This window comes from Marinobacter sp. F3R08, from assembly GCF_018860425.1.
GTDB lineage: Bacteria > Pseudomonadota > Gammaproteobacteria > Pseudomonadales > Oleiphilaceae > Marinobacter.
Window position 1 is genome coordinate 22716 of record NZ_JAHKPI010000015.1, and the last position, 25350, is coordinate 48065.

The 25350-nt window shown below is 57.0% G+C and carries 23 protein-coding genes; 18 read left to right on the forward strand and 5 right to left on the reverse strand.

All coding sequences use genetic code 11. The annotated features are described in order from the left end of the window. Nucleotides 1–3 precede the first annotated feature (3 nt). The 9 genes from murD to lpxC all read left to right on the forward strand — a co-directional run bounded on the left by murD (nucleotide 4) and on the right by lpxC (nucleotide 10517). A complete protein-coding gene (murD, locus tag KO499_RS09165; protein ID WP_215983446.1) occupies nucleotides 4–1344 on the forward strand; it encodes a UDP-N-acetylmuramoyl-L-alanine--D-glutamate ligase in 1341 nt (446 codons plus the stop codon). Beyond that, entirely contained in the window at nucleotides 1344–2543 is a 1200-nt protein-coding gene (ftsW, locus tag KO499_RS09170; protein ID WP_215983447.1) for a putative lipid II flippase FtsW, read from the forward strand. The genes murD and ftsW overlap by 1 nt, the downstream gene beginning before the upstream one ends. After that, nucleotides 2536–3621, forward strand: coding sequence for an undecaprenyldiphospho-muramoylpentapeptide beta-N-acetylglucosaminyltransferase (gene murG, locus KO499_RS09175; protein ID WP_215983448.1), 1086 nt, complete (start codon nucleotides 2536–2538; stop codon nucleotides 3619–3621). The genes ftsW and murG overlap by 8 nt, the downstream gene beginning before the upstream one ends. Next, on the forward strand, nucleotides 3614–5059 hold the full coding sequence (gene murC / locus KO499_RS09180; RefSeq protein WP_215983449.1) for a UDP-N-acetylmuramate--L-alanine ligase: 1446 nt from the start codon (nucleotides 3614–3616) through the stop codon (nucleotides 5057–5059). The genes murG and murC overlap by 8 nt, the downstream gene beginning before the upstream one ends. A gap of 1 nt (nucleotide 5060) precedes the next feature. Continuing rightward, nucleotides 5061–6032 (forward strand): D-alanine--D-alanine ligase, encoded by a 972-nt coding sequence (locus KO499_RS09185; protein WP_215983450.1) that lies wholly within the window; start codon nucleotides 5061–5063, stop codon nucleotides 6030–6032. Next, on the forward strand, nucleotides 6025–6864 hold the full coding sequence (locus KO499_RS09190; protein WP_215983451.1) for a cell division protein FtsQ/DivIB: 840 nt from the start codon (nucleotides 6025–6027) through the stop codon (nucleotides 6862–6864). Before KO499_RS09185 ends, KO499_RS09190 begins: the two co-directional genes overlap by 8 nt. A 36-nt stretch (nucleotides 6865–6900) precedes the next feature. Then, nucleotides 6901–8136, forward strand: coding sequence for a cell division protein FtsA (ftsA, locus tag KO499_RS09195; RefSeq protein WP_215983452.1), 1236 nt, complete (start codon nucleotides 6901–6903; stop codon nucleotides 8134–8136). Between the two features lie 96 nt (nucleotides 8137–8232). Further along, nucleotides 8233–9390: a cell division protein FtsZ gene (ftsZ, locus tag KO499_RS09200; protein WP_215983453.1), complete on the forward strand. Its 1158-nt coding sequence runs from the start codon at nucleotides 8233–8235 to the stop codon at nucleotides 9388–9390. 212 nt (nucleotides 9391–9602) lie between these two features. Next, on the forward strand, nucleotides 9603–10517 hold the full coding sequence (gene lpxC, locus KO499_RS09205; protein WP_215983454.1) for a UDP-3-O-acyl-N-acetylglucosamine deacetylase: 915 nt from the start codon (nucleotides 9603–9605) through the stop codon (nucleotides 10515–10517). An 11-nt stretch (nucleotides 10518–10528) separates the two neighbouring features. Here lpxC and KO499_RS09210 read toward each other — a convergent pair whose 3' ends face one another. After that, entirely contained in the window at nucleotides 10529–10975 is a 447-nt protein-coding gene (locus KO499_RS09210; RefSeq protein WP_215983884.1) for a DciA family protein, read from the reverse strand. Nucleotides 10976–11206: 231 nt separating this feature from the next. On the opposite strand from KO499_RS09210, the gene KO499_RS09215 reads away from it, so the two are divergent. From KO499_RS09215 to ribA, 6 genes are all read left to right on the forward strand, one after another. Further along, nucleotides 11207–12142, forward strand: coding sequence for a M23 family metallopeptidase (locus tag KO499_RS09215; protein ID WP_228339863.1), 936 nt, complete (start codon nucleotides 11207–11209; stop codon nucleotides 12140–12142). A 184-nt stretch (nucleotides 12143–12326) separates the two neighbouring features. After that, entirely contained in the window at nucleotides 12327–15065 is a 2739-nt protein-coding gene (gene secA, locus KO499_RS09220) for a preprotein translocase subunit SecA (protein ID WP_215983455.1), read from the forward strand. Nucleotides 15066–15192: 127 nt separating this feature from the next. Further along, a complete protein-coding gene (argJ, locus tag KO499_RS09225; protein ID WP_215983456.1) occupies nucleotides 15193–16410 on the forward strand; it encodes a bifunctional glutamate N-acetyltransferase/amino-acid acetyltransferase ArgJ in 1218 nt (405 codons plus the stop codon). Between the two features lie 2 nt (nucleotides 16411–16412). Further along, a complete protein-coding gene (locus tag KO499_RS09230) occupies nucleotides 16413–17384 on the forward strand; it encodes a Nudix family hydrolase (protein ID WP_215983457.1) in 972 nt (323 codons plus the stop codon). Nucleotides 17385–17416: 32 nt separating this feature from the next. Next, nucleotides 17417–17950: a cyclic pyranopterin monophosphate synthase MoaC gene (moaC, locus tag KO499_RS09235; RefSeq protein ID WP_228339886.1), complete on the forward strand. Its 534-nt coding sequence runs from the start codon at nucleotides 17417–17419 to the stop codon at nucleotides 17948–17950. A gap of 134 nt (nucleotides 17951–18084) precedes the next feature. Further along, nucleotides 18085–18699: a GTP cyclohydrolase II gene (gene ribA / locus KO499_RS09240; protein WP_215983459.1), complete on the forward strand. Its 615-nt coding sequence runs from the start codon at nucleotides 18085–18087 to the stop codon at nucleotides 18697–18699. 79 nt (nucleotides 18700–18778) lie between these two features. Here ribA and dxs read toward each other — a convergent pair whose 3' ends face one another. The 4 genes from dxs to KO499_RS09260 form a co-directional block, all read right to left on the reverse strand. Then, entirely contained in the window at nucleotides 18779–20710 is a 1932-nt protein-coding gene (gene dxs / locus KO499_RS09245; RefSeq protein WP_215983460.1) for a 1-deoxy-D-xylulose-5-phosphate synthase, read from the reverse strand. 133 nt (nucleotides 20711–20843) lie between these two features. Next, complete coding sequence (gene ispA, locus KO499_RS09250; protein WP_215983461.1) at nucleotides 20844–21740, reverse strand: (2E,6E)-farnesyl diphosphate synthase; 897 nt, start codon at nucleotides 21738–21740, stop codon at nucleotides 20844–20846. After that, nucleotides 21740–21994, reverse strand: coding sequence for an exodeoxyribonuclease VII small subunit (locus KO499_RS09255; RefSeq protein WP_215983462.1), 255 nt, complete (start codon nucleotides 21992–21994; stop codon nucleotides 21740–21742). Before KO499_RS09255 ends, ispA begins: the two co-directional genes overlap by 1 nt. A 55-nt stretch (nucleotides 21995–22049) precedes the next feature. Further along, a complete protein-coding gene (locus tag KO499_RS09260; protein ID WP_215983463.1) occupies nucleotides 22050–22823 on the reverse strand; it encodes an NRDE family protein in 774 nt (257 codons plus the stop codon). Nucleotides 22824–22912: 89 nt separating this feature from the next. On the opposite strand from KO499_RS09260, the gene KO499_RS09265 reads away from it, so the two are divergent. The 3 genes from KO499_RS09265 to KO499_RS09275 are packed head-to-tail and all read left to right on the forward strand — an operon-like array spanning nucleotide 22913 to nucleotide 25345. Continuing rightward, the gene (locus KO499_RS09265) at nucleotides 22913–23710 is read left to right on the forward strand and encodes a sulfite exporter TauE/SafE family protein (protein ID WP_215983464.1); all 798 of its coding nucleotides are present in this window, start codon (nucleotides 22913–22915) and stop codon (nucleotides 23708–23710) included. Between the two features lie 10 nt (nucleotides 23711–23720). After that, nucleotides 23721–24509 carry a prolipoprotein diacylglyceryl transferase gene (lgt, locus tag KO499_RS09270; protein WP_215983465.1) on the forward strand — a complete coding sequence of 263 codons (789 nt, stop codon included), beginning with the start codon at nucleotides 23721–23723 and terminating at the stop codon, nucleotides 24507–24509. Further along, nucleotides 24506–25345 carry a thymidylate synthase gene (locus tag KO499_RS09275; protein ID WP_215983466.1) on the forward strand — a complete coding sequence of 280 codons (840 nt, stop codon included), beginning with the start codon at nucleotides 24506–24508 and terminating at the stop codon, nucleotides 25343–25345. Before lgt ends, KO499_RS09275 begins: the two co-directional genes overlap by 4 nt. Nucleotides 25346–25350 lie beyond the last annotated feature (5 nt).

The following is a 25350-nucleotide window of genomic DNA, read 5'->3' on the forward strand; positions in this document are numbered from 1 at the left end:
GCTATGAGTGTCATTGTTTCGGATCGTCGTACGCTGGTCGTAGGGCTCGGTAAAACCGGGCTCTCCTGCGTGCGTTATCTGTCCGGGCAAGGTCGGGAAGTGGCTGTAGCTGACAGTCGTATGTCGCCACCCGGTCTGGAGCAGTTGAGGGCGGACTGGCCAGATGTTCCTGTGTACCTGGGGGTATTTGACGCCGAACTGTTTTCCGGTTTTAACGAGCTGGTGGTAAGCCCTGGCATCAGCATAGCGGAGCCCGCGATTGTTAAAGCGGAAAAGCATGGCGCCAAAATCCGCGGAGATGTTGACCTGTTCGCTGAGGCAGCTGATGCCCCCATTGTGGCTATCACCGGCTCGAACGGTAAAACCACGGTCACCACTCTGGTGGGTGAGATGGCAAAAGCTGCAGGTCGAAACGTTGCCGTGGGTGGCAATATTGGTACGCCCGCGCTGGACCTGTTGGGGCGAGGTGCGGATCTATACGTACTGGAATTGTCGAGTTTCCAGCTAGAGACCACGGACGAACTCAATGCCCTGGCGGCCACCGTGCTGAATGTCAGCGACGACCATATGGACCGCTATCCGAACAAGATGGCCTATTTTCAGGCCAAACAGCGGATATTTCGGGGGTGCAGTAATGCCATTGTCAATCTGGACGATGCCTTGAGTACACCGATGGCAAGAGACAACCTGAGATTCTTGTGCTTCGGATTTCACCGGGTAAACCCGGAGACGTTCAGTACGCGAGACGATGACCAGGGAACCTGGATCACCTTTGGTTTCGATAACCTGCTACTGGCAAATGACCTGAAGCTGCTGGGTCAGCACAATATCAGCAACGTGATGGCCGCTCTGGCGCTGGGGCATGCGGCTGGTCTGCCGATGGATACAATGCTGGCTGTTGTCCGGGCATTTCCGGGACTGCCGCACCGGTGTGAATTCGTGCGCCGGGTGAATGATGTGGATTATATAAACGACTCCAAGGGAACCAACGTCGGCGCAACCGTTGCCGCGATCGAGAGTCTTGCTCCTGAGCATGGCAAGGTGGTGTTGATTGCCGGTGGCGATGGCAAAGGAGCCGATTTCACCGCTCTGGACGCTCCCGTCGCACGTCACTGCCGTGTTGTCCTGCTGATTGGTCACGACGCTCCGGCTATTGCGGATGTACTCGGCAGCGGGACTCCGGTCCATCGCATGGCGAATCTGGCGGAGGCAGTGTCTCGTTCGGCAGAGTTGGCAGTTCCTGGAGACCGGGTCCTGCTCTCACCGGCTTGTGCCAGCTTTGACATGTTCCGTGATTATCTCGATCGCGGTGATCAGTTCCGTTCACTGGTGGAGATGCTGTGATGCATGCCGATCTCTCTCTGCCGAACCGGAACCATTGGATGGGTGAAATTCAGCCGTTGCCAATGCTTGTGATCAGTTCGATCGCATTGCTGGTGGTGGGTGTTGTCATGATTTCATCCGCGTCCATGGACATGGCAACTGAAACCATGGGTAACAGTTACCACTATGTGATTCGTCAGTTGATGTTCGCAGGCCTTGGCTGCGTGCTCGCCCTGGTTGCCGTGAATGTGCCGGTGGGCTGGTGGGAGCGCAGCGGATGGTTACTTCTCGGAACCGGCCTGCTGGTCCTTGTGTTGGTGCTTACGCCCCTGGGAAGAACCGTCAATGGTTCTACCCGCTGGATTCCGTTTGGTCTGTTTAACGTCCAGGTTTCAGAGGTGGCGAAGCTCTGCGTCATTGCCTACCTGGCAGGCTACGTGGTTCGTCGCCGGGAAGAGCTGCTCAACACCTGGCCTGGTTTCATCAAGCCACTGGTCGTTCTTGGTGTGGCTTCGGTCCTTCTGGTTATCCAGCCGGACTTTGGTGCCACTGTTGTCCTGGTAACAGCAGCGGCGGGAATGATCTTTCTGAGTGGTGTGCGGCTTAGCCGATTTGTACCTCTCATAGGTACGCTGGTGTTTCTGGGTGTCATTCTGATCGTTACTCAGCCGTACCGTTTGAAACGGGTCGTCAGCTATCTTGACCCCTGGAAAGATCAGTTCGACAGTGGCTACCAGCTAACGCAGTCACTGATTGCCTTCGGTCGGGGAGACTGGGGGGGCGTCGGGCTCGGGAATTCCATCCAGAAGTTGTTCTATCTGCCAGAGGCCCACACGGACTTCATCTTTGCCATTATCGCCGAAGAGTTTGGCCTTCTGGGTTCCCTGCTGGTGCTGGGCCTGTTTACCCTTTTGGTGATTAGCGGGTTTGTCATTGCTCGCCGGGCAGAGAACGCGGATATGCCCTTCGCTGCCTGTTTCGCTTATGGCCTGACGTTGCTGATTGGCCTGCAGGCGGGGATCAACATGGCGGTCAGTACCGGCCTCCTGCCAACCAAGGGGCTGACCCTGCCCCTGGTCAGCTATGGCGGCTCCAGTCTGATGATTACCTGCATTTGCATCGGTATCCTGGCCCGCGTGGAGATGGAGCGTCTTGATCAGGAAAGGCAGGCCCGTGAAAAGACTGCTCCAAAGAAGCGGGGAGGGGCAGTGTATGACTGAACCTCGTCGTTTTCTGATGATGGCCGGAGGTACCGGCGGCCACGTATTTCCAGCTCTGGCGACCGCGCGGGCACTTGAGGCTAAAGGTCACGAAGTGTACTGGCTGGGAGCCACTGGCGGTATGGAACAGCGGCTGATTGGGGAAACTGATATTCCGCTGTCATTGATTCATATTTCCGGTTTGCGAGGCAAGGGCAAGCTTGCTCTGTTGCTGGCGCCGTTCCGGCTGATGCGGGCTTTGGGTGAAGCCTTTACCGTTCTGCGCCGGATCCGCCCGGATTGCGTCGTTGGTATGGGTGGGTTTGTGACTGGGCCTGGTGGTGTCGCAGCCTGGTTAAGCAAGACGCCGGTGGTTATTCATGAACAGAATGCCATAGCTGGCATGACGAACCGGATTCTGGTGCGATTTGCCAAAACAGTGCTGGAAGCCTTCCCGGGTAGCTTCGGGCCGAAAGTGGTCACTCGCTGTACCGGCAATCCGGTACGGGAAGATCTCGCCGCTCTGCCTGAACCTGAAACACGCCTGGCCGGACGCCAGGGCGCGCTCAGGTTACTGGTGATTGGTGGCAGTCTCGGTGCGCAGGTATTCAACGAGCAACTGCCCGAGGCCCTGGCCATGTTGCCTGAAACCGATAGGCCAGTGGTTCGTCATCAGTGTGGCGAACGTCATGCCGAGGCAGCGCGGAAGTCCTATGAGCAGCACGGGGTTGAGGCCCGTGTGGAGCCGTTCATCAAGGACATGGCTGAGGCCTATAAATGGGCGGACTTGGTGCTATGCCGCTCTGGCGCGTTGACGGTATCAGAGCTGTGCGCGGTGGGAATTGGTTCGGTACTGGTGCCGTTTCCACACGCGGTGGACGACCATCAGACCAGAAATGGGCAACAGTTGGTGTCCGAGAAAGCCGCCATCCTGATTCCACAATCAAAAATGACCCCGGCAGTGTTGGCCGAAACCCTGGGTGACCTGGCCCGGGATCGAATCCGGGTAACCGATATGGCGAAGGCCGCCAGATCGCTGGCCCGCCCTGATGCAACGGAGAGAGTCGTGAATTACTGTCTGGAGGCCGCCCATGGCTGATGCAACCAATCCGCCCCTGGTCTATCAGGTGCCTGAAATGCGCCGGATCCGTCACATCCATTTTGTGGGAATTGGTGGCGCCGGGATGAGCGGCATCGCCGAAGTCCTCAAAAACCAGGGCTATGACGTTTCAGGATCGGATATCAAAGAAGGCGCGGTGACCGATCGCCTGAAAGCGATGGGGGTTGAGGTTCAGATTGGCCACCGGGAAGAGAACAGCGCCAGCGCTGATGTTGTTGTGGTGTCTTCGGCCGTCGCGGCAGACAACCCCGAGGTGGTAGCGGCGCGCAGCCGCCGGGTGCCAATTGTACCCAGGGCAGAAATGCTGGCGGAAATCATGCGTTATCGTCATGGCATCGCTGTGGCTGGCACCCATGGCAAGACCACCACCACCAGCCTGATCGCATCGATTCTGGGCGAAGCGGGCCTGGACCCTACCTTTGTGATTGGCGGCAAGCTGAACAGTGCCGGAACCAATGCACAGCTGGGCGGATCCCGCTATCTGGTGGCAGAGGCAGACGAGAGTGACGCGTCGTTCCTTCACCTGACACCGGTGATTTCCGTGGTGACCAACATCGAAGCGGATCACATGGATACCTACGGCGGGGATGTTGAGAAGCTCAAGCAGACCTTTGTGGATTTTCTGCACAATCTCCCGTTCTACGGCGTTGCGGTGATGTGTGTGGATGATGGTTATGTTCAGGAAATAATTCCCCGGATTTCCCGGGCGATTATTACCTATGGGATTGACAACCCGGATGCGGATTACCGTGCCGAACATATCAATTCCGATGGCTTGCGGACGCACTTTGTGGTCAAGCGTCCAGCTGGCAGGAGTGACCTGACGGTCGAGCTGAAAATGCCCGGTCGCCACAACGTGTTGAATGCCCTGGCAGCCATTGCCGTGGCCACTGATGAGGGCGTTGCGGACGATGCGATCTGTCGCGGACTGGCTGGTTTTGCTGGTGTGGGGCGCAGGTTCCAGGTTTATGGCGATTACCAGACGCCGAAGGGCCTGGTTACGCTGGTGGATGATTACGGACACCACCCGACGGAAGTCGAAGCGGTCATCAGAGCCGCGCATGACGCCTGGCCGGATCGTCGTCTGGTCATGCTCTACCAGCCGCACCGGTTTAGCCGCACCCGGGATCTTTATGAGGACTTCGTCCGGGTGCTTTCTGAAGTAGACGGCCTGCTGCTGATGGATGTTTATTCCGCCGGCGAAGCCGCAATTCCGGGTGCCGACGGTCGTGCCCTGTGTCGCAGTATTCGCCAGCGCGGTCAGGTTGAACCGGTATTTGTTGAGGATAACGGTGAAATTGAAGCTCTGCTGGCCAACGTTCTGCAGGATGGCGACCTTCTGATTACTCAGGGCGCCGGTGATATTGGCGGCGTTGCGGCGCGGCTGGCGGCCGCGGGAGTGATGGCGGGTGAGTGATATGCAGCATTCAGAAGCACAAGCCTACCAGGCTGATCCTGAACTCGTGCGGGCGCTGGGTCGTGTGGCTGTCTTTATGGGCGGAGATTCCGCCGAGCGTGAAGTGTCGTTGAAAAGCGGAAGAGCGATCCTGGCGGCTCTGGTGTCCGCCGGCGTGGATGCCTATGCAGAAGATGTCAGGGGATGCCTGTTGAAGGCCGTTGAGAATCCGCAATTCGACCGGGTTTTCATTGCGTTGCATGGTCGTGGAGGCGAGGACGGTACTCTTCAGGCCATTCTCTCCCAGGCCGGGATTCCTTATACCGGTAGTGAAACGCTGGCCTCGGCGCTGGCTATGGACAAGCTGAGAACCAAATACGTATTTGAAGGCTGCGGTTTGCCCACGCCGAAGTTCCGAATCATGTCCGGTGCGGAAGAGGCTGTTCAGATTGTTGATCAGTTGCGGGTGCCGTTGAGTGTCAAGCCGTCCCGGGAAGGCTCCAGCATCGGAATCCGAAAGGTGCATACCGTTGCGGAACTGGTCGAAGCCTACGAAGCCGCTGCGGCCCTGGACAGTCTGGTACTGGTCGAGGAATGGATCGAGGGGCCTGAGTTTACGGTCAGTCTGCTTCAAGATCGGGCTCTTCCGGCCATCGGGCTGAGCGCCAGCACCGAGCACATTTTCTACGATTACGACGCAAAGTACCTGGCTGACGATACCCGCTACCGTATTCCCTGCGGTCTGGTGCCCGATGATGAGATGAGGCTTCAACAACTGGCACTGGAGGCGTTCAGGGTTGTTGGCTGCCGTACCTGGGGCCGGGTTGACATTATGCAGGACAGTGACGGCAAGTTCTGGCTGCTGGAAGTCAATACTGTGCCGGGGATGACCGATCACAGTCTCGTGCCCATGGCGGCACGGGCGGCGGGGATTAGTTTTGAGGAGTTGGTGGTCCGGATACTGAAGGACTCCCTGGAGGATCCCGATGCATGAAACACTGCTGATCCGGAGCCGGGCGACACCGTCTGAGCCCCCGCGGCGCCGGGGGGCGACGTCCCTCGGTCCTGAGCGGGACCGGTTTGGCGTGTTGAAGGGCGTTCTGGCGGCTGTGCCCTGGCTTCAGGTGGGCATGGGGGCTGTGATTGTTCTTTTGGCTGCACTTGTGCCCTGGGGCACAGGCAAGGTTTTGGGGGCAATGGATCAGCAGATCCTCGCGGTGGATGTAAAGGGCGAGTTTGTTGGTGATAGCCGGGTAGCCATCGAGCGGGCTGCGGGCGACTGGATAGGCAAGAGTTACTTCGCATCGGATCTCTCGGAAATCAAGGCAAGCCTGGAGCGCCGCCCATGGGTGGAAACCGCTGCGGTGCGCCGGGTATGGCCTGACCGCCTGGTGATCGATATCAGGGAGAAGAAGCCTCTGGCTTATTGGACGGACGGCCGTCTGGTCAGCCGGACTGGTGAATTGTTTGCGCCGCCCAATCCCGAGGTCGCTGGCCGGCTGCCGCGGTTGGCGGGACCTGACGAAAGGGTGCGGGAAGTGATCACTATGGCGCGGGCCATGAGTGACAAGCTGACTGCCCGGGGCCTGGGATTTTCGGGCCTGGCTCTGGAGCACAGGGGGGCCTGGACCCTGCGACTGGCCAATGGCATTGAAGTGGTATTAGGCCGGGATCAGGTTGAACAACGGTTCGAGCGGTTCATTACGGTTTACGAAAGTCGGTTGGCAGCGCGTTCGGACGAAGTCAGTCGGGTAGATGCCCGCTACACCAATGGTGTAGCGGTCAAGTGGAAGGCTGTTGAGACAGCCTCCATCCCACAATCATAGAAACGGTTAATTCAGACCTACGGTTTGGTGGAACACATGTCATCGGATGAAACGGAAAATATGATTGTCGGCCTCGATATCGGAACCTCGAAAGTGGTTGCGATTGTCGGCAAGCGCAAGATGGACGGGACCATCGAAGTGGTGGGCATAGGTTCCCACCCTTCCCGGGGCCTCAAGCGTGGAGTGGTGGTGAACATTGAAACCACGGTCCAGGCTATTCAGCGCGCGGTGGAAGAGGCGGAGTTGATGGCTGGGTGCCGTATCCACTCGGTGTATGCAGGCATCGCAGGTAGCCACATCAAAAGCCTGAATTCTCACGGCATTGTTGCTATCCGTGACCGTGAAGTTACCCAGGCTGACATTGACCGGGTTATCGATGCCGCGCAAGCGGTGGCGATTCCTGCAGACCAGAAGATCCTTCACATTCTGCCCCAGGAATTCGTGATCGACAGTCAGGAAGGTATCAAGGAGCCAATGGGCATGTCTGGTGTCCGCCTTGAAGCCAAAGTGCACCTGGTGACCTGCGCCGTCAATGCCGCTCAGAATATCGACAAGTGTGTGAAGCGCTGCGGTCTTGAGGTGGATGACATCATTCTGGAACAGCTGGCGTCCAGCCACGCCATTCTCACCGAGGACGAAAAGGAACTGGGCGTCTGCGTGGTGGATGTTGGTGGCGGCACAACAGACATAGCCGTTTTTACCGGCGGCGCAATCCGGCACACCGCGGTCATTCCTATTGCTGGCGATCAGGTGACCAACGATATTGCGATGGCTTTGCGCACGCCCACCCAGAATGCGGAAGAAATCAAGATCAAGTACGCCTGTGCACTGACTCAGCTGGCGGGGGCAGATGAAACTATCAAGGTGCCCAGTGTCGGTGATCGTGCTCCGCGGGATCTTTCCCGACAGGCGCTGGCTGAGGTCGTTGAGCCCCGGTATGAGGAGCTGTTCACACTGGTGCAGTCAGAACTGCGCCGGTCTGGATTTGAAGACCTGATTCCGGCTGGCATCGTGATTACTGGCGGTTCCTCAACCATGGAAGGAGTGGTGGAGCTGGCAGAAGAAATCTTTCATATGCCGGTAAGGCTGGCCTGTCCGCAGGCAGTTTCCGGCATGACGGAGGTAGTCAACAATCCCATATACGCCACCGGCGTCGGGTTGTTGATTCATGGTTTCCGCCAGATGGATCTGGGGCGGGCGCCAGTGCTCAAGGGTGAAGATGCACCCTCGCTGTTTGAGCGCATGAAAGCCTGGTTTACCGGTCATTTCTGAGTGAGCCAGGTAGTTAGAAAACGAAGGTATCTCGAAAACACAATCTCGAACAAACAGCCTGGAAAAGGCTGAAAACAGCACGAAGGAGTAGGGGATATGTTTGAACTCGTCGATAATGTCCAGCAAAACGCGGTCATTAAAGTCGTCGGTGTTGGCGGTGGTGGCGGAAACGCCGTTCGCCATATGCTTAACAGCGACATCGAAGGTGTAGAATTTATCTGCGCCAACACGGATGCCCAGGCGCTGACTGATATGGATGCGCGCCAGATCATTCAGCTCGGTGGCAATATCACCAAGGGGCTGGGTGCCGGAGCGAATCCTGAAGTGGGTCGCCAGTCCGCTCTGGAAGACCGAGACCGAATTGCCGAATCAATCAAGGGCGCGGACATGGTCTTCATCACGGCAGGCATGGGTGGTGGTACCGGCACTGGCGCTGCGCCGATCGTGGCGGAAGTGGCCCGTGAACTGGGCATCCTCACCGTTGCCGTTGTGACCAAGCCGTTTATGTTCGAAGGCGGCAAGCGCATGAGTGTTGCCGAGTCCGGTCTGAAAGAGCTTGAAGAAAGCGTGGACTCGCTGATTACCATTCCGAACGAAAAGCTGTTGGCGGTCATGGGCAAGAAGACCAGCCTGCTGGACGCATTTGCCGCAGCTAACGATGTGCTCCTCGGGGCGGTTCAGGGTATCGCTGATCTGATCACCCGTAATGGCATGATTAACGTCGATTTTGCCGACGTTAAGACGGTCATGTCCGAGATGGGTATGGCTATGATGGGTACTGCCCGCGCTACTGGTGAAAACCGTGCCCGGGAGGCCGCGGAAGCAGCCATTCGCAGCCCGCTGCTCGAGGATATCAATCTTCAGGGCGCCAAAGGCATTCTGGTCAATATCACCGCTGGTATGGATCTGAATCTTGGTGAGTTCTCCGAGGTCGGTGACATTGTGCGGGAGTTTGCTTCTGACGCCGCGACGGTTGTTGTCGGTACGGTAATCGATCCGGAAATGACCGAGGAGCTGAAAGTGACCGTGGTTGCAACCGGTCTGGGCGGTGATCGTGAGAAGCCGACCAAGGTGGTGGACAATACACGGACCCTGGATGGGAAAACTGACTATAACCAGCTGGATCGTCCCGCTGTACTTCGTCGCCGCGCAGTGTCTCATGGCAACGTGGCTATCGATGAAAGCAAGGACAGCGAAGAGCAGGGTGTCGACTATCTCGATATTCCCGCATTCCTTCGCCGGCAGGCTGATTGATAACCTAGTGCAATTGTTACTGGGTTATGGTTCAAGTATGAAAGTTTGAGCTTCCAGGCCAGTAGCTGCGTGCACTGACTGCCGTGGGTTGTTTGCTGAATGAACATTCTGCAACAACAGGTTGGTTAAATGGTATTCAGTCTTATTTTCTGATATTCTCCGAGCAGTTTTTTGCCCAGAATATCGCCAATTTGTGACGGAATTATGTACCGATGATCAGACAACGGACACTTAAAAATACCATCCGTGCCACCGGCGTGGGCCTGCATTCGGGTGAGAAGGTTTACCTGACTCTCAAGCCTGCCCCGGTTGACTCCGGTATCATCTTCCGCCGTACCGATCTTGATCCGATGGTCGAGATTCGTGCCTGCGCGGAAAATGTAGGTGAGACAATGCTGTCCACGACGCTGGTGAGAGATGGTGTCCGTGTGGCGACCGTAGAGCATCTGCTTTCGGCCATGGCTGGTCTCGGAATTGACAACTGTTTCGTCGAGCTTAGCGCCGCAGAAGTGCCAATTATGGACGGCTCAGCCGGGCCATTTGTGTTTCTGCTGCAGTCCGCTGGTATTGCCGAGCAGGACGCGGCCAAGCGTTTCATCCGCATCAAGCGTGAAGTAACGGTTGAGGAAGATGACAAAAAAGCGACCTTGTTGCCTTTCGAAGGTTTCAAAGTGAGCTTTGGTATCGACTTCGATCACCCGGTGTTCAAAGGCCGAGCTCAGACTGCAACTGTTGATTTCTCAAGTACGTCCTTTGTTAAGGAAGTCAGCAGGGCAAGGACCTTTGGGTTCATGCGTGACATCGAAAAACTGCGTGCCATGAACCTTGCGCTTGGTGGGAGTGTGGATAATGCGATCGTCGTTGACGATTACAAAATCCTCAACGAAGACGGGCTGCGCTATGACGACGAATTCGTAAAGCACAAGCTGCTTGATGCCATCGGTGATCTGTATCAGTTGGGCAATAGCCTGATTGGAGAGTTCCGGGGTATCAAATCCGGCCATGATCTGAATAACAAACTGTTGCGTAAGCTTCGGGCGGAAGAGGATGCTTGGGAAGTAGTTACCTTCGATGATGAAGCTACTGCCCCAATCTCCTACATGAAGCCCGTGCTGGCGGCGGGCTGAAGCGGGATGCTTTAATTCCGGACGTGGCTAGCGAGTTTTTCGAGAACCTCGCGTAATGCTTTATCCTTCGTGTGCCCGGCTTCCTCTTTGAGGAGTCGGGCATTTTCTTTGCTCAAAGGTTCTTTCTTGAATGCCGGTTTTTCCCTGAATCTTGGTGGGGAGACCTTGACCTTCAGCTTCCAGACAAACCTGAACAATTCGTTTTCTCGCAAGTTTCCCATAATTTCGTGCTGTCGGAAGCGGATCTGACTGGCTTTGCCGGCGGTTTCAGCCGTCAGGACCAGCTCACCGTCTTTGCAGCTGACAAAGCGTGTACCCTCAAGCAATGCGTCAGGAAGTGCAGCCAGGACTTCTACCTCAGCCTGTCGGTGAAGTTCGGCTCTGGCTACGAGCTCTTTGAGAGCCGGGTTCTTGCCGAGCTTGTCGAAGGTCGTTTTTTGATCACCTTTTGGTTTCATTGGCATGTTTTCACTCGACGGCTTCGTTAACCATTGGTTACACTTCTGAACTCTTTAAAGGTCGTTCCTGTATTACACTCGTTTTACATTGTACGAAATGAGTATGTCTACCGGGCGCTGTATATTTTCAGTTTGCAGCTGTTGCCACAGGATGGCAGACCCACTCGGTCTATTCCGGGACGCAACGCTACAGGATGCGGTTGCGGCTCATCGATAAAGCCAGATGACGATATGAACATAATTTTCGTTGGGAATCACCACGGGAAATCCCGTGCGTTGTCAGTCAACAGTGCTTTTTTTGTTGCGCTTTTTTTATTGGCGCTTGTGATGATTCTTGCTGCGGCTTGGGCCGGTTACCGGGTGGCGATCGGGCAGGCTGAGGCAATAGAACCGACGGATTCAGAGCTGGTTGCTCAGTGGCAGCGCGAACTGTCAGAGCAAGAAACAGAGCTGGCCGGTATTAAAGAAAACGTTCAACAACAGGTTGATGCACTGACCCTGCGGCTGGGCGAGATTCAGGGCCGTTTGTTGCGTCTGGATGCTCTGGGTCAGCGTTTTGTAGAGTCTGGTTTGGTCGCCAGTGATGAATTCGACTTCGATCAGCCCGCTGCGGTTGGGGGGCCGGAAGATGCGTTGTCAGGTGATTCTTTTACCGCCCCGGAGTTGACTCGAATGATCGAGGAAATGGAATGGCGGATCAAGGATCGTGAACAGCAACTTCGGTTACTGGATAAGCTGGCATCCAGTAAGAGGCTGGAGGATGAACTTTACCTTGAAGGTCGTCCGATAACCTGGGGTTGGCTGTCTTCCAAGTACGGTTATCGTTCTGATCCGTTCACTGGCAAGCGCACCTGGCATGCCGGGGTTGATCTGGCCGGTAAGGATGGCAGCGATATTATCTCTGTCGCAGGCGGTGTGGTGACCTATGCTGGGGAGCGCCATGGTTACGGCAATCTTGTCGAAGTCGATCATGGTGATGGCCTGGTAACCCGCTACGCTCACTGCAAGACCATCAAGGTCAAGGTGGGGGACGTTGTCCAGAAGGGCCAGGTGGTGGCGTTGATGGGCAGCACCGGACGTTCAACCGGACCTCATGTTCACTTTGAAGTCATCAGGAACGGCAAGTCTGAAAATCCGGAAACCTATATCAAGCGGGCGAGCCGATAGGCCGGTTCCTGCCTCTCCTCTGCCGCCAACGGGCTTCTGCCATTCTGAGTCCTGCCAGATTTTATCCGTGAATCCGGTGCCTTTTCGGCGACTTATTGCGCCTGTGTGAGGCCTGCCTTTTGTCCTGTTGCGAAATAAGGTTAGAATGCCGGCTTCCTCCGTTTAATCAAAGAAGCAGTGGTCTATGTTCACAAATCTTGCAACCAAGATGTTCGGCAGCAAAAACGCCAGGGAAATCAAGAGAATGCGTAAGGCTGTCATACGCATTAATGAGCTTGAAGAGAAATATGGCACTCTGTCTGACTCCGAGTTGCAAGGCAAGACTGCCGAGTTCCGTCGCCGGATTGACGAGGGTGAAACCCTCGATGCATTGCTCTCGGAAGCATTTGCAACGGTGCGTGAGGCAGGTCGCCGGGTCATGGGTATGCGGCATTACGATGTCCAGCTGATCGGTGGTATTACCCTGCACGAAGGCCGGATTGCAGAAATGAAGACCGGTGAAGGCAAGACCCTGGTGGCCACCGCTGCTGTCTATCTCAACGCGCTGTCCGGTAAAGGTGTTCACGTTGTGACCGTGAATGATTACCTGGCTCGTCGAGATGCCGAGTGGATGGGCAAGCTGTACCGATTCCTGGGTATGCAGGTGGGTGTGGTTGCCTCGGGACAGCCTGCCGAGGAAAAGCGAGCGGCTTATCAGGCGGATATTACCTACGGTACCAATAACGAATTTGGTTTTGACTACCTGCGCGACAACATGGCGTTCAGTTCCGAGGACAAGGTCCAGCGCGGACTGAACTACGCGATCGTGGACGAAGTCGACTCGATCCTGATAGACGAAGCCAGAACGCCGCTGATTATCTCAGGTGCAGCGGAGGACAGTTCTAAGCTGTACCAGGCCATCAATGAACTTATTCCCAGCCTGGAAAAAGGCGAAGTGCCTGAAGAGGGGGATCCGAGCGGCGACTTCACGATTGACGAGAAGTCCCGGCAAGTCGAGCTGACTGAAAGTGGCCACGAGAAAGTCGAGGAACTTTTGCTCGGGCGCGGCCTTCTGCAGGAAGGTGAAAGTCTGTATTCGGCAACGAACCTGAGCCTGCTGCACCACGTTCATTCGGCATTACGCGCTCATCATCTGTTTCAGAAGGATGTGGACTATATTGTCCAGAGTGGCCAGGTGGTTATTGTCGATGAGCACACTGGCCGGACCATGCCGGGGCGTCGCTGGAGCGAAGGACTGCATCAGGCGGTTGAAGCGAAAGAAGGCGTCAAGATCCAGGCTGAAAGTCAGACGCTGGCTTCCACCACCTTCCAGAACTATTTCAGGTTATATGACAAGCTCGCCGGTATGACGGGCACGGCCGACACTGAAGCCTTCGAATTTCGTCAGATCTATGGCCTTGATGTGGTGGTCATTCCGCCTAACAAGCACATCCAGAGGATTGACTATAACGACCTGGTCTATCTGACCCAGGAAGAAAAATTCCACGCGATTATTGACGAGATCAAGGATGTCACCGCCGATGGACGACCGATACTGGTCGGCACGGCCTCTATCGAAGCCTCTGAACTTCTGTCCATGCTGCTCAAGAAGGCAAGGATTGAACACAAAATTCTGAACGCCAAGCAGCACGAATCCGAAGCCCATATCATTGCCCAGGCGGGTCGTGCAGGCGCGGTGACCATTGCCACCAACATGGCTGGCCGTGGCACCGACATCGTGTTGGGTGGTAACTGGGAACACGAAGTTGCGGCCATGGACAACCCTTCAGAAGAAGAGGTAGCCAGGGTCAAGGCGGAATGGACCGAGAGTCACAATCAGGTGCTTGAGGCCGGTGGTCTGCACATCATTGGTACAGAGCGCCATGAGTCCCGCCGAATTGATAACCAGCTGCGGGGCCGGGCCGGTCGCCAGGGCGATCCTGGTTCTTCCAGATTTTTCCTGTCCCTGGAAGATAATCTCATGCGCATCTTTGCACCTGATCGGGTCAAGAGCCTGATGCAGGCTATGGGCATGAAAAAGGGTGAGGCCATTGAGCACCGGATGGTTTCCAACGCCATCGAGAAATCGCAGCGCAAGGTGGAAGGTCGCAACTTCGATATGCGGAAGACCTTGCTCGAATACGACGATGTGGCGAACGATCAGCGTACGGTGATCTATGACCAGCGAAATGAAGTCATGTCGTCTGACGACGTTTCGGAGATGGTCAAAACCATTCGGGAAGACGTGGTTGACTCTCTGATCAGCGAGTACATTCCGCCCCAAAGCATGCCGGAACAATGGGATGTCTCCGGGCTGGAGTCTCAGCTTCAGTCTGAGATGGCCATAGATCTTCCGATTCAGCAGTGGCTGGCAGACGATAACAAGCTGTATGAGGATAGTCTGCGCCAGAAGATCCTGGACGAGATTGTGGCTGCCTACGAAGCCAAGGAAGAGGTTGCCGGCTCCGAATCCATGCGCAAGTTCGAAAAGCAGGTGTTCCTGCAGGTGCTGGATACCTTGTGGAAGGAGCACCTTTCCAACATGGATCACCTGCGTCGGGGTATCCATCTGCGGGGCTATGCCCAGAAGAATCCCAAGCAGGAATACAAGCGTGAGGCGTTCAACCTGTTTGAAAATATGCTCGAGACCATGAAGCGCGATGTAACCAGGGTGCTTTGCCACGTGCGTGTTCAGAGTCGCGAAGAAATGGAAGAAGTCGAGCGTCGACGCAAGCAGGAGCTTGAAGAGGAACTCGCCCGGGCTCGTCTGCGGCATGACGAGACCAGCGCCACAGCCCAGAACCCGGATGATGGCGATGCGGATGGCGCCAGACAGTCGACCCCGGAGACCTTTGTACGACAGGAGCGCAAGGTGGGCCGAAATGAGCCCTGTCCCTGCGGGTCCGGCAAGAAATACAAGCAGTGTCATGGCAAGGTCAGCTAATTCGGAGAATTGATCGCGCTACCGGAACCCGCAATCTGCCAGCCAAGACTGGTGGGCTGCGGGTTTTTTCGTTACAAATCAGCTGTAGTGGTCCCTTCAGCAGAATTAAAAACAGAGGAGTGTCAGGATGGCGGTAGGTCCGGGAACCTTACCTGAGTTTTATCCGGTGGCCGGAGTTAAACTCGGCATTGCCAGTGCCGGGATCAAGAAACCGGGGCGTAAGGATGTGGTTGTGTTCGAACTGGCTCCGCAAAGCCAGGTTGCCGGGATCTTCACAAGAAACCGGTTCTGCGCAGCCCCGGTCACCCTGAGCCGACAGCATCTGGCCGAGGCGTCACCCAGATATCTGCTGGTCAACACGGGCAATGCCAATGCCGGAACCGGCGAGCAGGGGTTTCAGGATGCGGTGGCCTGTTGTCAGGCGCTGGCAAGCCAGGCGGGCGTTAGTGAAGCTGAAGTCTTGCCGTTTTCCACGGGAGTGATTGGCGAGCCGTTACCGGTTCAGAAGATCGTCGAAGCCCTGCCCGAGGCACTGGCGAATACCGCCGAAAATCGCTGGGCTGAAGCTGCCAGCGGCATCATGACCACCGATACCCGCCCCAAAGGCGCCTCCTGTCAGGTGGAACTCGATGGTCATACTGTGACGATCTCCGGCATCAGCAAGGGCGCAGGCATGATTCGTCCCAATATGGCGACCATGCTCGGCTTTATCGCGACCGATGCCCGGATTGCTCCGGAACTTCTGCAAACGCTTGCTTCGGAGCTGGGTGAGATATCCTTCAACCGCATTACCATTGATGGCGACACTTCCACCAACGACGCCTGTATGTTGATGGCCAGTGGGCAATACAGCGGGCCCGAAATCACTGCGTCCAGCCCGTCATTGCCAAAGCTCAGGGAGGCCCTGGAGGCAATTTATCTGGAGCTGGCTCATGCCATTGTCCGGGATGGAGAGGGGGCAACCAAGTTCGTCACGATTGATGTCAGCGGGGCAGCCAGTCAGCAGGAGGCTCTGGACGTAGCTTACACGGTCGCACATTCGCCTCTGGTCAAAACGGCACTGTTCGCCTCAGATCCGAACTGGGGCCGGATTCTGGCGGCGGTGGGGCGCGCGGAGGTCGATGGACTGGATCTCAACGCTCTAGAAATCTACCTGGGTGATGTATGTCTGGTCCGCAACGGTGGCCGGGCCGACGATTACTCGGAAGCCCGCGGGCAGGCCGTGATGGACCAGGAGGAGATCACCATTGGCATTGATCTCCGGCGGGGCGATGTGCGTGAGACGGTCTGGACCTGTGACTTTTCCCACGACTACGTCACCATCAACGCTGAGTATCGTACCTGAGCATGTCTGGGCCTGAGACGGGGGTAAAAGAGATTCACGTTGCCGTTGCGGTGGTTGTACGGGACGGGCGGGTGCTGATTGCCAGGCGCCCGGACCACGCGCATCAGGGCGGTTTGCTGGAGTTTCCCGGCGGCAAGGTGGAGCCGGGGGAGAGTGTTCAGTCGGCGCTGGTTCGGGAGATTGCTGAAGAAACCAGTCTTCGGGTGCCTGAGGCGTCCCTGGAGTCGGTTATCGGTATCCGTCATGACTATGGCGACAAGCGGGTTTTCCTGGATGTCTGGGAGACCAGAGCCGCCGAAGGCGAGGCCAGAGGATGCGAGGGTCAGCCGGTTCAGTGGTGCCGCCCGGATCAGCTGCGGGATGAAGACTTTCCGGTTGCCAACCGGCCGATCATCCGGGCGCTTCGCCTGCCCCGGCAATTGGCGATAACCGGAGCAGCGTCCGATCTGGCGCAAGCGATCCTCCACCTTCGGGCTGGGTTGGAAGCCGCCCGGCCCCGGATGGTGCTGCTCAGGGCTCCGTCTATGAGCAGGCGGGAATATGGGGAGTTTGCTGCTGCTGCGGTTCCGGTATGTGACGCGTTCGGGTGCGAGCTGATCGTGCACGGTGGTCCTGAGGTGTTCAGTGCCACGCCTGGTGCCCGTGGCCTGCATCTGCCCTGGCGAGAGGCGGCCGGGCTGGCGGCGAGACCGGTTCCGGATGGAGTATGGCTGGGCGTTTCCTGTCATGACAAACAGGAAATAGACCGGGCCGTTGCTCTCGGTGCAGACTATGTCACTCTCGGACCGGTTCAGCCAACGGAGAGTCACCCAGGGTCTCCGACTCTTGGCTGGCAGGCCTTCTCCGATCTGGTATCCGATGCCAGTTTACCGGTGTTCGCGCTGGGAGGGCTTTCGCCGGGTGATCTCGGCGAAGCCCGTCAGCGAGGCGGGCAGGGAATCGCGGGTATCCGTTTCTGGTGGCCTCAAAGCTGAGACAACTGAGCCATGAAGTGATCATCTCTGTTATGCTGCTGCAGCGTTTTTTTCATCATGGACAACTGATTCCGGGAGACTTCGTGAGTAAACTGACCCATCTCGATGACAGGGGCGAAGCCCGCATGGTGGACGTGACCGACAAGGCGACCACCGAACGGGAAGCCCGCGCCGAAGCGACCATCCGAATGGCGCCGGAAACCCTCAGAATGATTATTGAGGGTGAGCACCCGAAGGGCGATGTTCTCGCCGTTGCCCGCATCGCCGGTATTATGGCAGCAAAGAAAACTCATGATCTGATTCCCTTGTGTCACGCGTTGAATCTGACCTCCGTGAAAGTCGAACTGAGCCCGGGGGATGATGGGGCGTCTGTGTACATTCTTACCCGTTGTAAATTGTCAGGTCAGACCGGTGTCGAGATGGAGGCGTTGACCGCTGCAAGTGTTGCGGCGCTGACTCTCTATGACATGTGCAAAGCTGTCGACCGTGGCATGGAAATCGGTTCGGTGCGTCTGCTGGAGAAAAAAGGTGGTCGCAGTGGCCACTGGATTGCCGGCAAGTCCTGATCTGCCGTGTCGCTACGCTCGTAAGTGTTGGTTACCAGAACCACACAAGAGGAGCGACAGTGTCCAGACTACGCCAAGCGGGCGGGCCCGTGATAGAATGCGCGGCCCGATTGAGTGAACCACGAGGAAACACTGTGGCTGTTCGTTATATCCAGACCTGCCGGTTGCCGACCCCGTTCGGGGTTTTCGATATGCACGGCTTTGAAGAACCTGACACCGGAAAGGAGCATGTTGCCCTGACTCTGGGTGATCTGGACAGTGACGAACCGATGCTTGCCCGTACCCACTCCGAATGTCTGACCGGCGATGCCCTCTACAGCATGCGTTGTGACTGCGGTTATCAGCTGGAGGAGGCGCTGCGGAGCATCGCCCGGGAGGGGCGCGGTATTCTGATGTATCTGCGCCAGGAGGGCAGAGGAATTGGTTTGCTGAACAAGATCCGGGCCTATCACCTGCAGGATCAGGGCGCGGACACTGTTGAAGCCAACGAGCGCCTCGGTTTTGCAGCGGATCTTCGGGATTACAGTATGTGCAAGGATATGCTGGAGCATCTCGGGATCCAGAGCTTGCGGCTGATGACCAACAATCCACGAAAGGTAAAAGCGTTGTCCTCCTACGGCATTGAAATCGCGGAGAGGGTACCGCTGCATGTTGGTCGGAATCCTCACAACGAACACTATCTCAACACCAAGCAGAGCAAACTGGGCCACTGGCTGGAGACTCATCAGGACGACGACCCGGAAGGTTAAGCTGTCCGGATAGGTCCTTGGTGACTAAAAAGCCCGCGAGAATCGCGGGCTTTTTGTTTTCTGCGGTCAAACATTGTGTTTACTTGACTGCTGTCAGGTTCTGGTGGCGAAGGGTTTCCATGCGCGTGCGGATGGCTGACTCAATTCCCGCAGCATCCAGGCCGCAATCTGTCAGCAGTTCTCCGTGTTTGCCGTGGTCCATAAAGGTGTCAGGCAGGCCCAGTTGAAGTACTGGCATCGACACCTGACTGTTATTCAGGAATTCGGTCACGGCACTGCCGGCGCCGCCGGCAATGGCGTTTTCTTCCACAGTGACCAGCAATTCATGCTGTTCGGCCAGTTCCAGTATCAGCTCTTGATCAATGGGTTTTACGAAACGCATATCGGCAACCGTAGCACCAAGAGCTTCCGCTGCGGCCAAAGCCGGTGCCAGCAGAGTGCCGAAGTTGAGCACGGCCACGTCCTTACCACTGCGTATCTTGCGGCCCCGGCCTATCTCTAACGGCGTTAGTGCCTGCTGAATGTCGGTGCCCGGTCCGGTTCCCCGGGGATAACGGACCGATGCCGGACCGTTATACAACATGCCTGTCTGCAGCATCTGGCGGGTCTCGTTTTCGTCCGAGGGCGTCATAATGACCATGTTCGGCACGCAACGCAGGTAGGTGATGTCAAAGGCACCTGCGTGAGTCGGACCGTCTTCACCGACCAGCCCCGCGCGATCAATGGCGAACAGGACGTCCAGATTCTGTATCGCAACATCGTGGATCAGTTGATCGTAGGCTCGCTGAAGGAACGTCGAGTAGATGGCAACGACCGGCTTGGCTCCGTCACAGGCCAGACCGGCGGCCAGAGTGACCGCGTGCTGTTCGGCAATGGCGACATCAAAATAGCGTTCAGGGAAGCGCTCCGAAAACGCCAGCAGGTCCGAGCCCTCGCACATGGCGGGTGTGATGCCTACGACACGCTCATCCTGTTCGGCGGAATCGCAAAGCCACTGACCAAAGACATTGGCGTATTTGGGTTTTGCCGGTTTCGGTTGGACCGGCTCAGGTTTGCTGGGGGGCACCGGTTCGATCTTGTTAATGGCATGGTAACCGATCGGATCCGCTTCGGCCGGGGCAAACCCTTTGCCCTTGGTTGTCACAACATGAAGGAACTGCGGGCCTTCAAGCTCGCGGATGTTCTCCAGGGTTTCCACCAGCAGGGGCAGGTCATGGCCATCGATGGGTCCGATGTAGTTGAACCCGAGTTCTTCGAACAGGGTGCCGGGGGCAATCATCCCCTTGAAGTGTTCTTCCGTCTTCTTCGCCAGCGCCATCAGATGTGGCGCCCCCTGAAGAACCTTTTTACTGCCGTCACGGACCTGATTGTAGGTGCGACTGGACAGCAGCTTGGCAAAGTAATTGGACAGCCCGCCAACGTTCCGGGAGATCGACATGTCATTGTCGTTCAGTACCACCAGCATGTCGGCGTGCAGATGGCCTGCGTGATTCAGGGCCTCGAAGGCCATGCCGGCGGTCATGGCACCATCACCTATGACGGCAATGCTTTTACGGCCGGTCTGTTGCAGGCGCGCAGCAATGGCCATGCCGAGTGCCGCGCTGATTGATGTGCTGGAGTGGCCCACCCCGAAGGTGTCGTATTCGCTCTCTGCCCGTTTCGGAAAGCCTGCCAGCCCGCCTTTGCGCCGGATGCTGCCCATGGCTGCCTTGCGGCCGGTCAGGATCTTGTGGGGGTAGGCCTGATGGCCGACATCCCAGATCAGGCGGTCGTTTGGGGTATCAAAGACGTAGTGCAGGGCGACCGTAAGCTCAAGTACCCCAAGCCCGGCTCCGAAATGGCCGCCAGTCTGGCCCACTGACCATAGCAGAAAGGCCCTGAGTTCCCGGGCCAGCTGGGTCAGCTGTTCCGGTGCCAGCTCTCTCAGCTGGGCCGGTTCGTCAATCCGGTTCAGCAACGGGGTGTTAGGCCGCTGTGACGGGATTTCCTTGAAAATATAGGTGTCCTGCATCTGCTCGGGTCTTTTCCGGTACGTTCAGTAACTGACTGGCATTATAAGGGAACAGAGGAAGCTGTTTCACACTAACCGGGCCAGTTGTTACGAAATTATTTACGGCCAGTGTGCGCCTTCGGAGTGCCGTGATTCAATGGGTTCTTGCCACGACGTAATCGGCCATCGCTCGCAATGGATCCGCTTCCGGACCGAACTCCCGCAGGCTTTGCTGGGCATTCTCAAGCAGAGTTGCCAGGTGATCCCGGGCTCCAGTGATACCGAGCAGAGCCGGGTAGGTGGGTTTGGAGCGGGCTGCATCCGAACCCTGGGGTTTACCAATAATATTGGTGTCCCCTTCAATATCCAGCAGATCATCCTGAACCTGGAACGCCAGGCCGAGAGCCTTGGCATAACGGGTCAGAGCGTCCAGAGCCTGTTCGCTGACCGACGGCGCAGTAAGAGCGCCAATCCGTACGCTGGCCTCGATCAGAGCACCTGTCTTGTGGCGATGCATGGTTTCCAGCTGACTCAGTACCAGGGTCTTGCCAACAGATTCAAGATCAATTGCCTGGCCGCCAACCATGCCGCTGTGACCGCTGGCCCGGGACAGTTCTCTGACCATCGTCAGTCGAATCGATTCAGACAGTCCGGGTGCTTCGGTCAGCAGACCAAACGCCAGAGTCTGGAGGGCATCCCCGGCCAGAATGGCGGTTGCCTCATCAAAAGCGATGTGGGTGGTCGGGCGCCCGCGCCTCAGCTCATCGTCGTCCATGGCGGGCAAGTCATCGTGAATCAGGGAGTAAGCGTGGATCAGTTCAACCGCGCAGGCCGGAATCAGGGCTTCATCTCCGGACTGGCCAAGGGCTTTTGCCGCTGCCACGCACAAAGCTGGCCTGATTCGTTTGCCGCCGCCCAGGACGCTGTAGCGCATGGCCTCCTGCAGCCGCCCGGAAGCAGCGTTGTGATCAATACACCGGTCCAGTTCTGCATCGATGTTGCCCCGGCAGGTTTCCAGAAAAACTTCAGCAAGAGGGTTCTGTCGGGGCATCACTCAGTGTCATCCGGTGAAAATGGACGGGTTTCCAGGGTGCCGTCACTGTTCTGTACCAGTTGTTCGACGCGCTGCTCGGCGCTCTTCAGTGCCTGCTGGCATTCCCGGGTCAGCTTTACACCTCGTTCGAACGCCGTCAGGGATTGCTCGAGCGAAAGTTCGCCCTGCTCCAGATCGCGAACCAGATTCTCCAGTTCATCAAGAGATTTCTCAAAATCAGCTATCGAGGTGGCGCCTTGTTCACCGGCCATCAGAGGCCCTCCGATCGGGTGGCAGAATTTCGCGGATTATATCAGAGCCTGATCGCTATCGCTGCCAGTGGAAGCGACGGTGTTCGCCAGTTTTGCCGTCCGGCTCCCAGCTCTGTTCGGTCACGTGGATTTCACCGTCGGCAGAGATACTTACCACGGTCGTTGCCCGGGTGCCGTAATCGGTGCCGACGATAAAGGGTGATGACAGGAAACGCTCGGTCTCCAGCCCGATGCCTGTATCCGGTAGCAGGTGGTCTGGTGCGGGAGTGTTGTCCTGAAGCAGATGCACCAACGCGCTATGCAGTGTTTCCGTGCTCTGGCCTGCGGCGGCAACGGCGTCACCGGTCGCCTTTCTGAGGCGCAGAAGTTTGGGCCACGGGGTTTGCAGCAGGTGGTTGCTCAAACCATAGACGCCCCGATGAATGTGCCGACCAGGATGGGCGTCACGGTTGCTGAAATACCATCCGTCCCGGGGGCTAAGGTGGACGAGGTTGAAGCCGGAAAAGTGATCGGCCTGGCTATGCAGGTAGCTATTGAGCTGATCGCGCGAATCGTTGATAGCACGCAAGGGCAGTTCGCCCCGACTGATTCTTCCCGCTTCGGGAGCACCTTCGCGTACATTGGTCACCGCGCTGACCTGGCCTTCGGCAGTCACCGCCAGCCAGGTGCCGCCTGACAGCAGGTCGCGGCCCGCAAGAACCCGGGTGCCTGACTCTGTCGTCCACCAGTCCATGGCGGCGGTTGGGCGACGAAAGAACTCATCCCGGTTAGCGGCCACAACCAGCGGAAAATGAGGGTTCTGGTCAAGGGCGAAGGCGATAAGACACATGATTAAGACGGTCGCTCCCGGAGTTAATGAAGTTGACTCTTGCGCTGTGTATCATACCAGCCTTGGTTTTCCCGGGTACGTCTCAAACTATGATCCTGATTTACGCGCTAGCCTCGTATCTGGCTCTGGGTGCTCTGGCCGGTACCCTTGCAGGCCTGTTAGGTATTGGTGGCGGTCTGATTATTGTGCCGGTGCTGATCTTCACTTTTGGCCTGCAGGGGATCAACCCCGAGATTATCCCGCACCTGGCGGTCGGTACGTCGCTGGCAACTATCGTATTTACTTCGGTCAGCTCGATCCGGTCCCATCACAAGCATCGGGCCGTGCGTTGGGATCTGTTCAGGCCCATGACTCTGGGCATTGTTGCTGGGGCGCTGATTGGTGCCTGGACCGCCTCTCTTTTGAGCGGGCGTGCTCTTGAGCTGGTGATCGGGGTTTTCGTTATGCTGGTGGGGCTCAAGATGTTTTTCGAAGTTGTCCCGGAGCCTGGTCGTGATGTTCCCGGCTCGGCTGGTCTGGGCGTCGCGGGCGGCGGTATTGGTTGGGTGTCAGCCATTTTCGGAATAGGGGGTGGGACGCTCACGGTACCTTTTCTGAGCTGGTGTAACGTTCGCATGCAACAGGCGGTGGGAACGTCGGCTGCCTGTGGTCTGCCCATTGCAGTTGCCGGTGCGTTGGGCAATATCTGGACCGGATGGCAGGATCCTGCCTTGCCGGAACTGAGTGCCGGGTTTATTTATCTCCCGGCTCTGATCGGTATTATCCTGACCAGCGTTCTTTTTGCCTGTGTCGGAGCGAATCTGGCTCACCGGCTGAACGCCCGCCTTCTCAAACGAACTTTTTCCATCATGCTTCTGCTGGTGGGTCTCCGTTTTTTTCTGAGCTGAGAGGTTTTCGATGCTGCAGCATCCCCAGATCGACCCGGTGGCAATTGCCATTGGCCCCCTTAAGATCCATTGGTACGGCCTGACCTACCTGTTCGGTTTTATGGCCGGCTGGTGGCTTGGCCGCCTCCGGACCCGCAAACCCTGGTCGCCTATTAATGAAGAACAGGTAGGTGATCTGCTGTTCTATCTGGCCCTGGGGGTGATCCTCGGCGGCCGGTTCGGTTATGTCCTGTTCTATAACTTTGACGCCTTTTTGGCTGATCCGCTCTGGCTGCTCCGGGTCTGGGAAGGCGGTATGTCTTTTCACGGTGGTCTGCTGGGCGTGATGTTTGCCATGTGGTGGTACGGCCGCAAGGTCGGCAGCGGTTTCTGGCGGATGGCTGACTTTGTGGCGCCGCTGGTGCCCCTGGGTCTTGGCGCTGGACGGATTGGAAACTTTATCAACGGCGAGTTGTGGGGCAAACCGACGGATGTTGCATGGGGCATGGTGTTCCGTACGGCACCAGATGCCCTGGCCAGGCACCCCTCTCAGCTTTACCAGTTTGCCCTGGAAGGTGTGGCACTGTTCGTGATTCTGTGGTGGTTTTCATCCCGCCAACGTCCCAGGATGGCCGTGTCCGGGCTATTCCTGATCTGTTATGGCGTGTTCCGGTTTCTGGTGGAATTTGTACGCCAGCCGGACCCGCAGCTGGGATACCTCGCCTTTGACTGGCTCACCATGGGGCAGGTACTGTCCTTCCCGATGATTATTGCCGGCGCCGCTCTGATGTTCCTAGCCTACCGGAGGCAAGCCCAATGAAAGCGTATCTCGGCCTGATGCAGGACGTTGTGGATAATGGATTCGATAAAGGGGACCGCACTGGTGTTGGTACCCGATCGGTCTTTGGTCGTCAGCTCCGCTTTAATCTGCAGGAAGGTTTTCCACTGGTGACCACCAAGAAAGTCCACCTGCGCAGCATCATTTATGAACTGCTCTGGTTCCTGCGAGGTTCCACCGACAACACCTGGTTGCAGGAGCGCAAGGTCTCGATCTGGAATGAGTGGGCGCTGGAGAATGGCGATCTTGGTCCCATCTACGGTAAGCAGTGGCGCAGTTGGCAGTGCCCGAATGGCGAGGTGGTGGATCAGATCAACGAGGTGATTGAGCAGATTCGCACCAAGCCCAATTCCCGTCGGTTGATTGTCTCTGCCTGGAACCCGGCGGAACTTCCTGACGAATCGATTGGCCCTCAGGACAACGTCCGTGAGGGCCGTATGGCGCTGGCCCCCTGTCACTGCCTGTTCCAGTTCTACGTGGCTGATGGAAAGCTTTCCTGTCAGCTCTATCAGCGCAGTGCCGATCTGTTCCTGGGTGTGCCGTTCAATATCGCTTCCTATGCGTTACTGACCCATATGATTGCCCAGCAGTGCGATCTGGATGTCGGCGAGTTCGTGCACACCTTTGGAGACTGCCATCTTTACCAGAATCACCTGACGGATGACATTGTCTTCGAGCAACTGAAGCGTGAGCCCCGGGCGTTGCCGAAGCTCGCGATCAGGCGCAAGCCAGCGAGTATTTTCGAGTACGACCTGGACGATTTCGAGTTCGAGGGATACGAACCCTGTCCCGGAATCAAAGCTCCGATTGCCATCTGATTGAA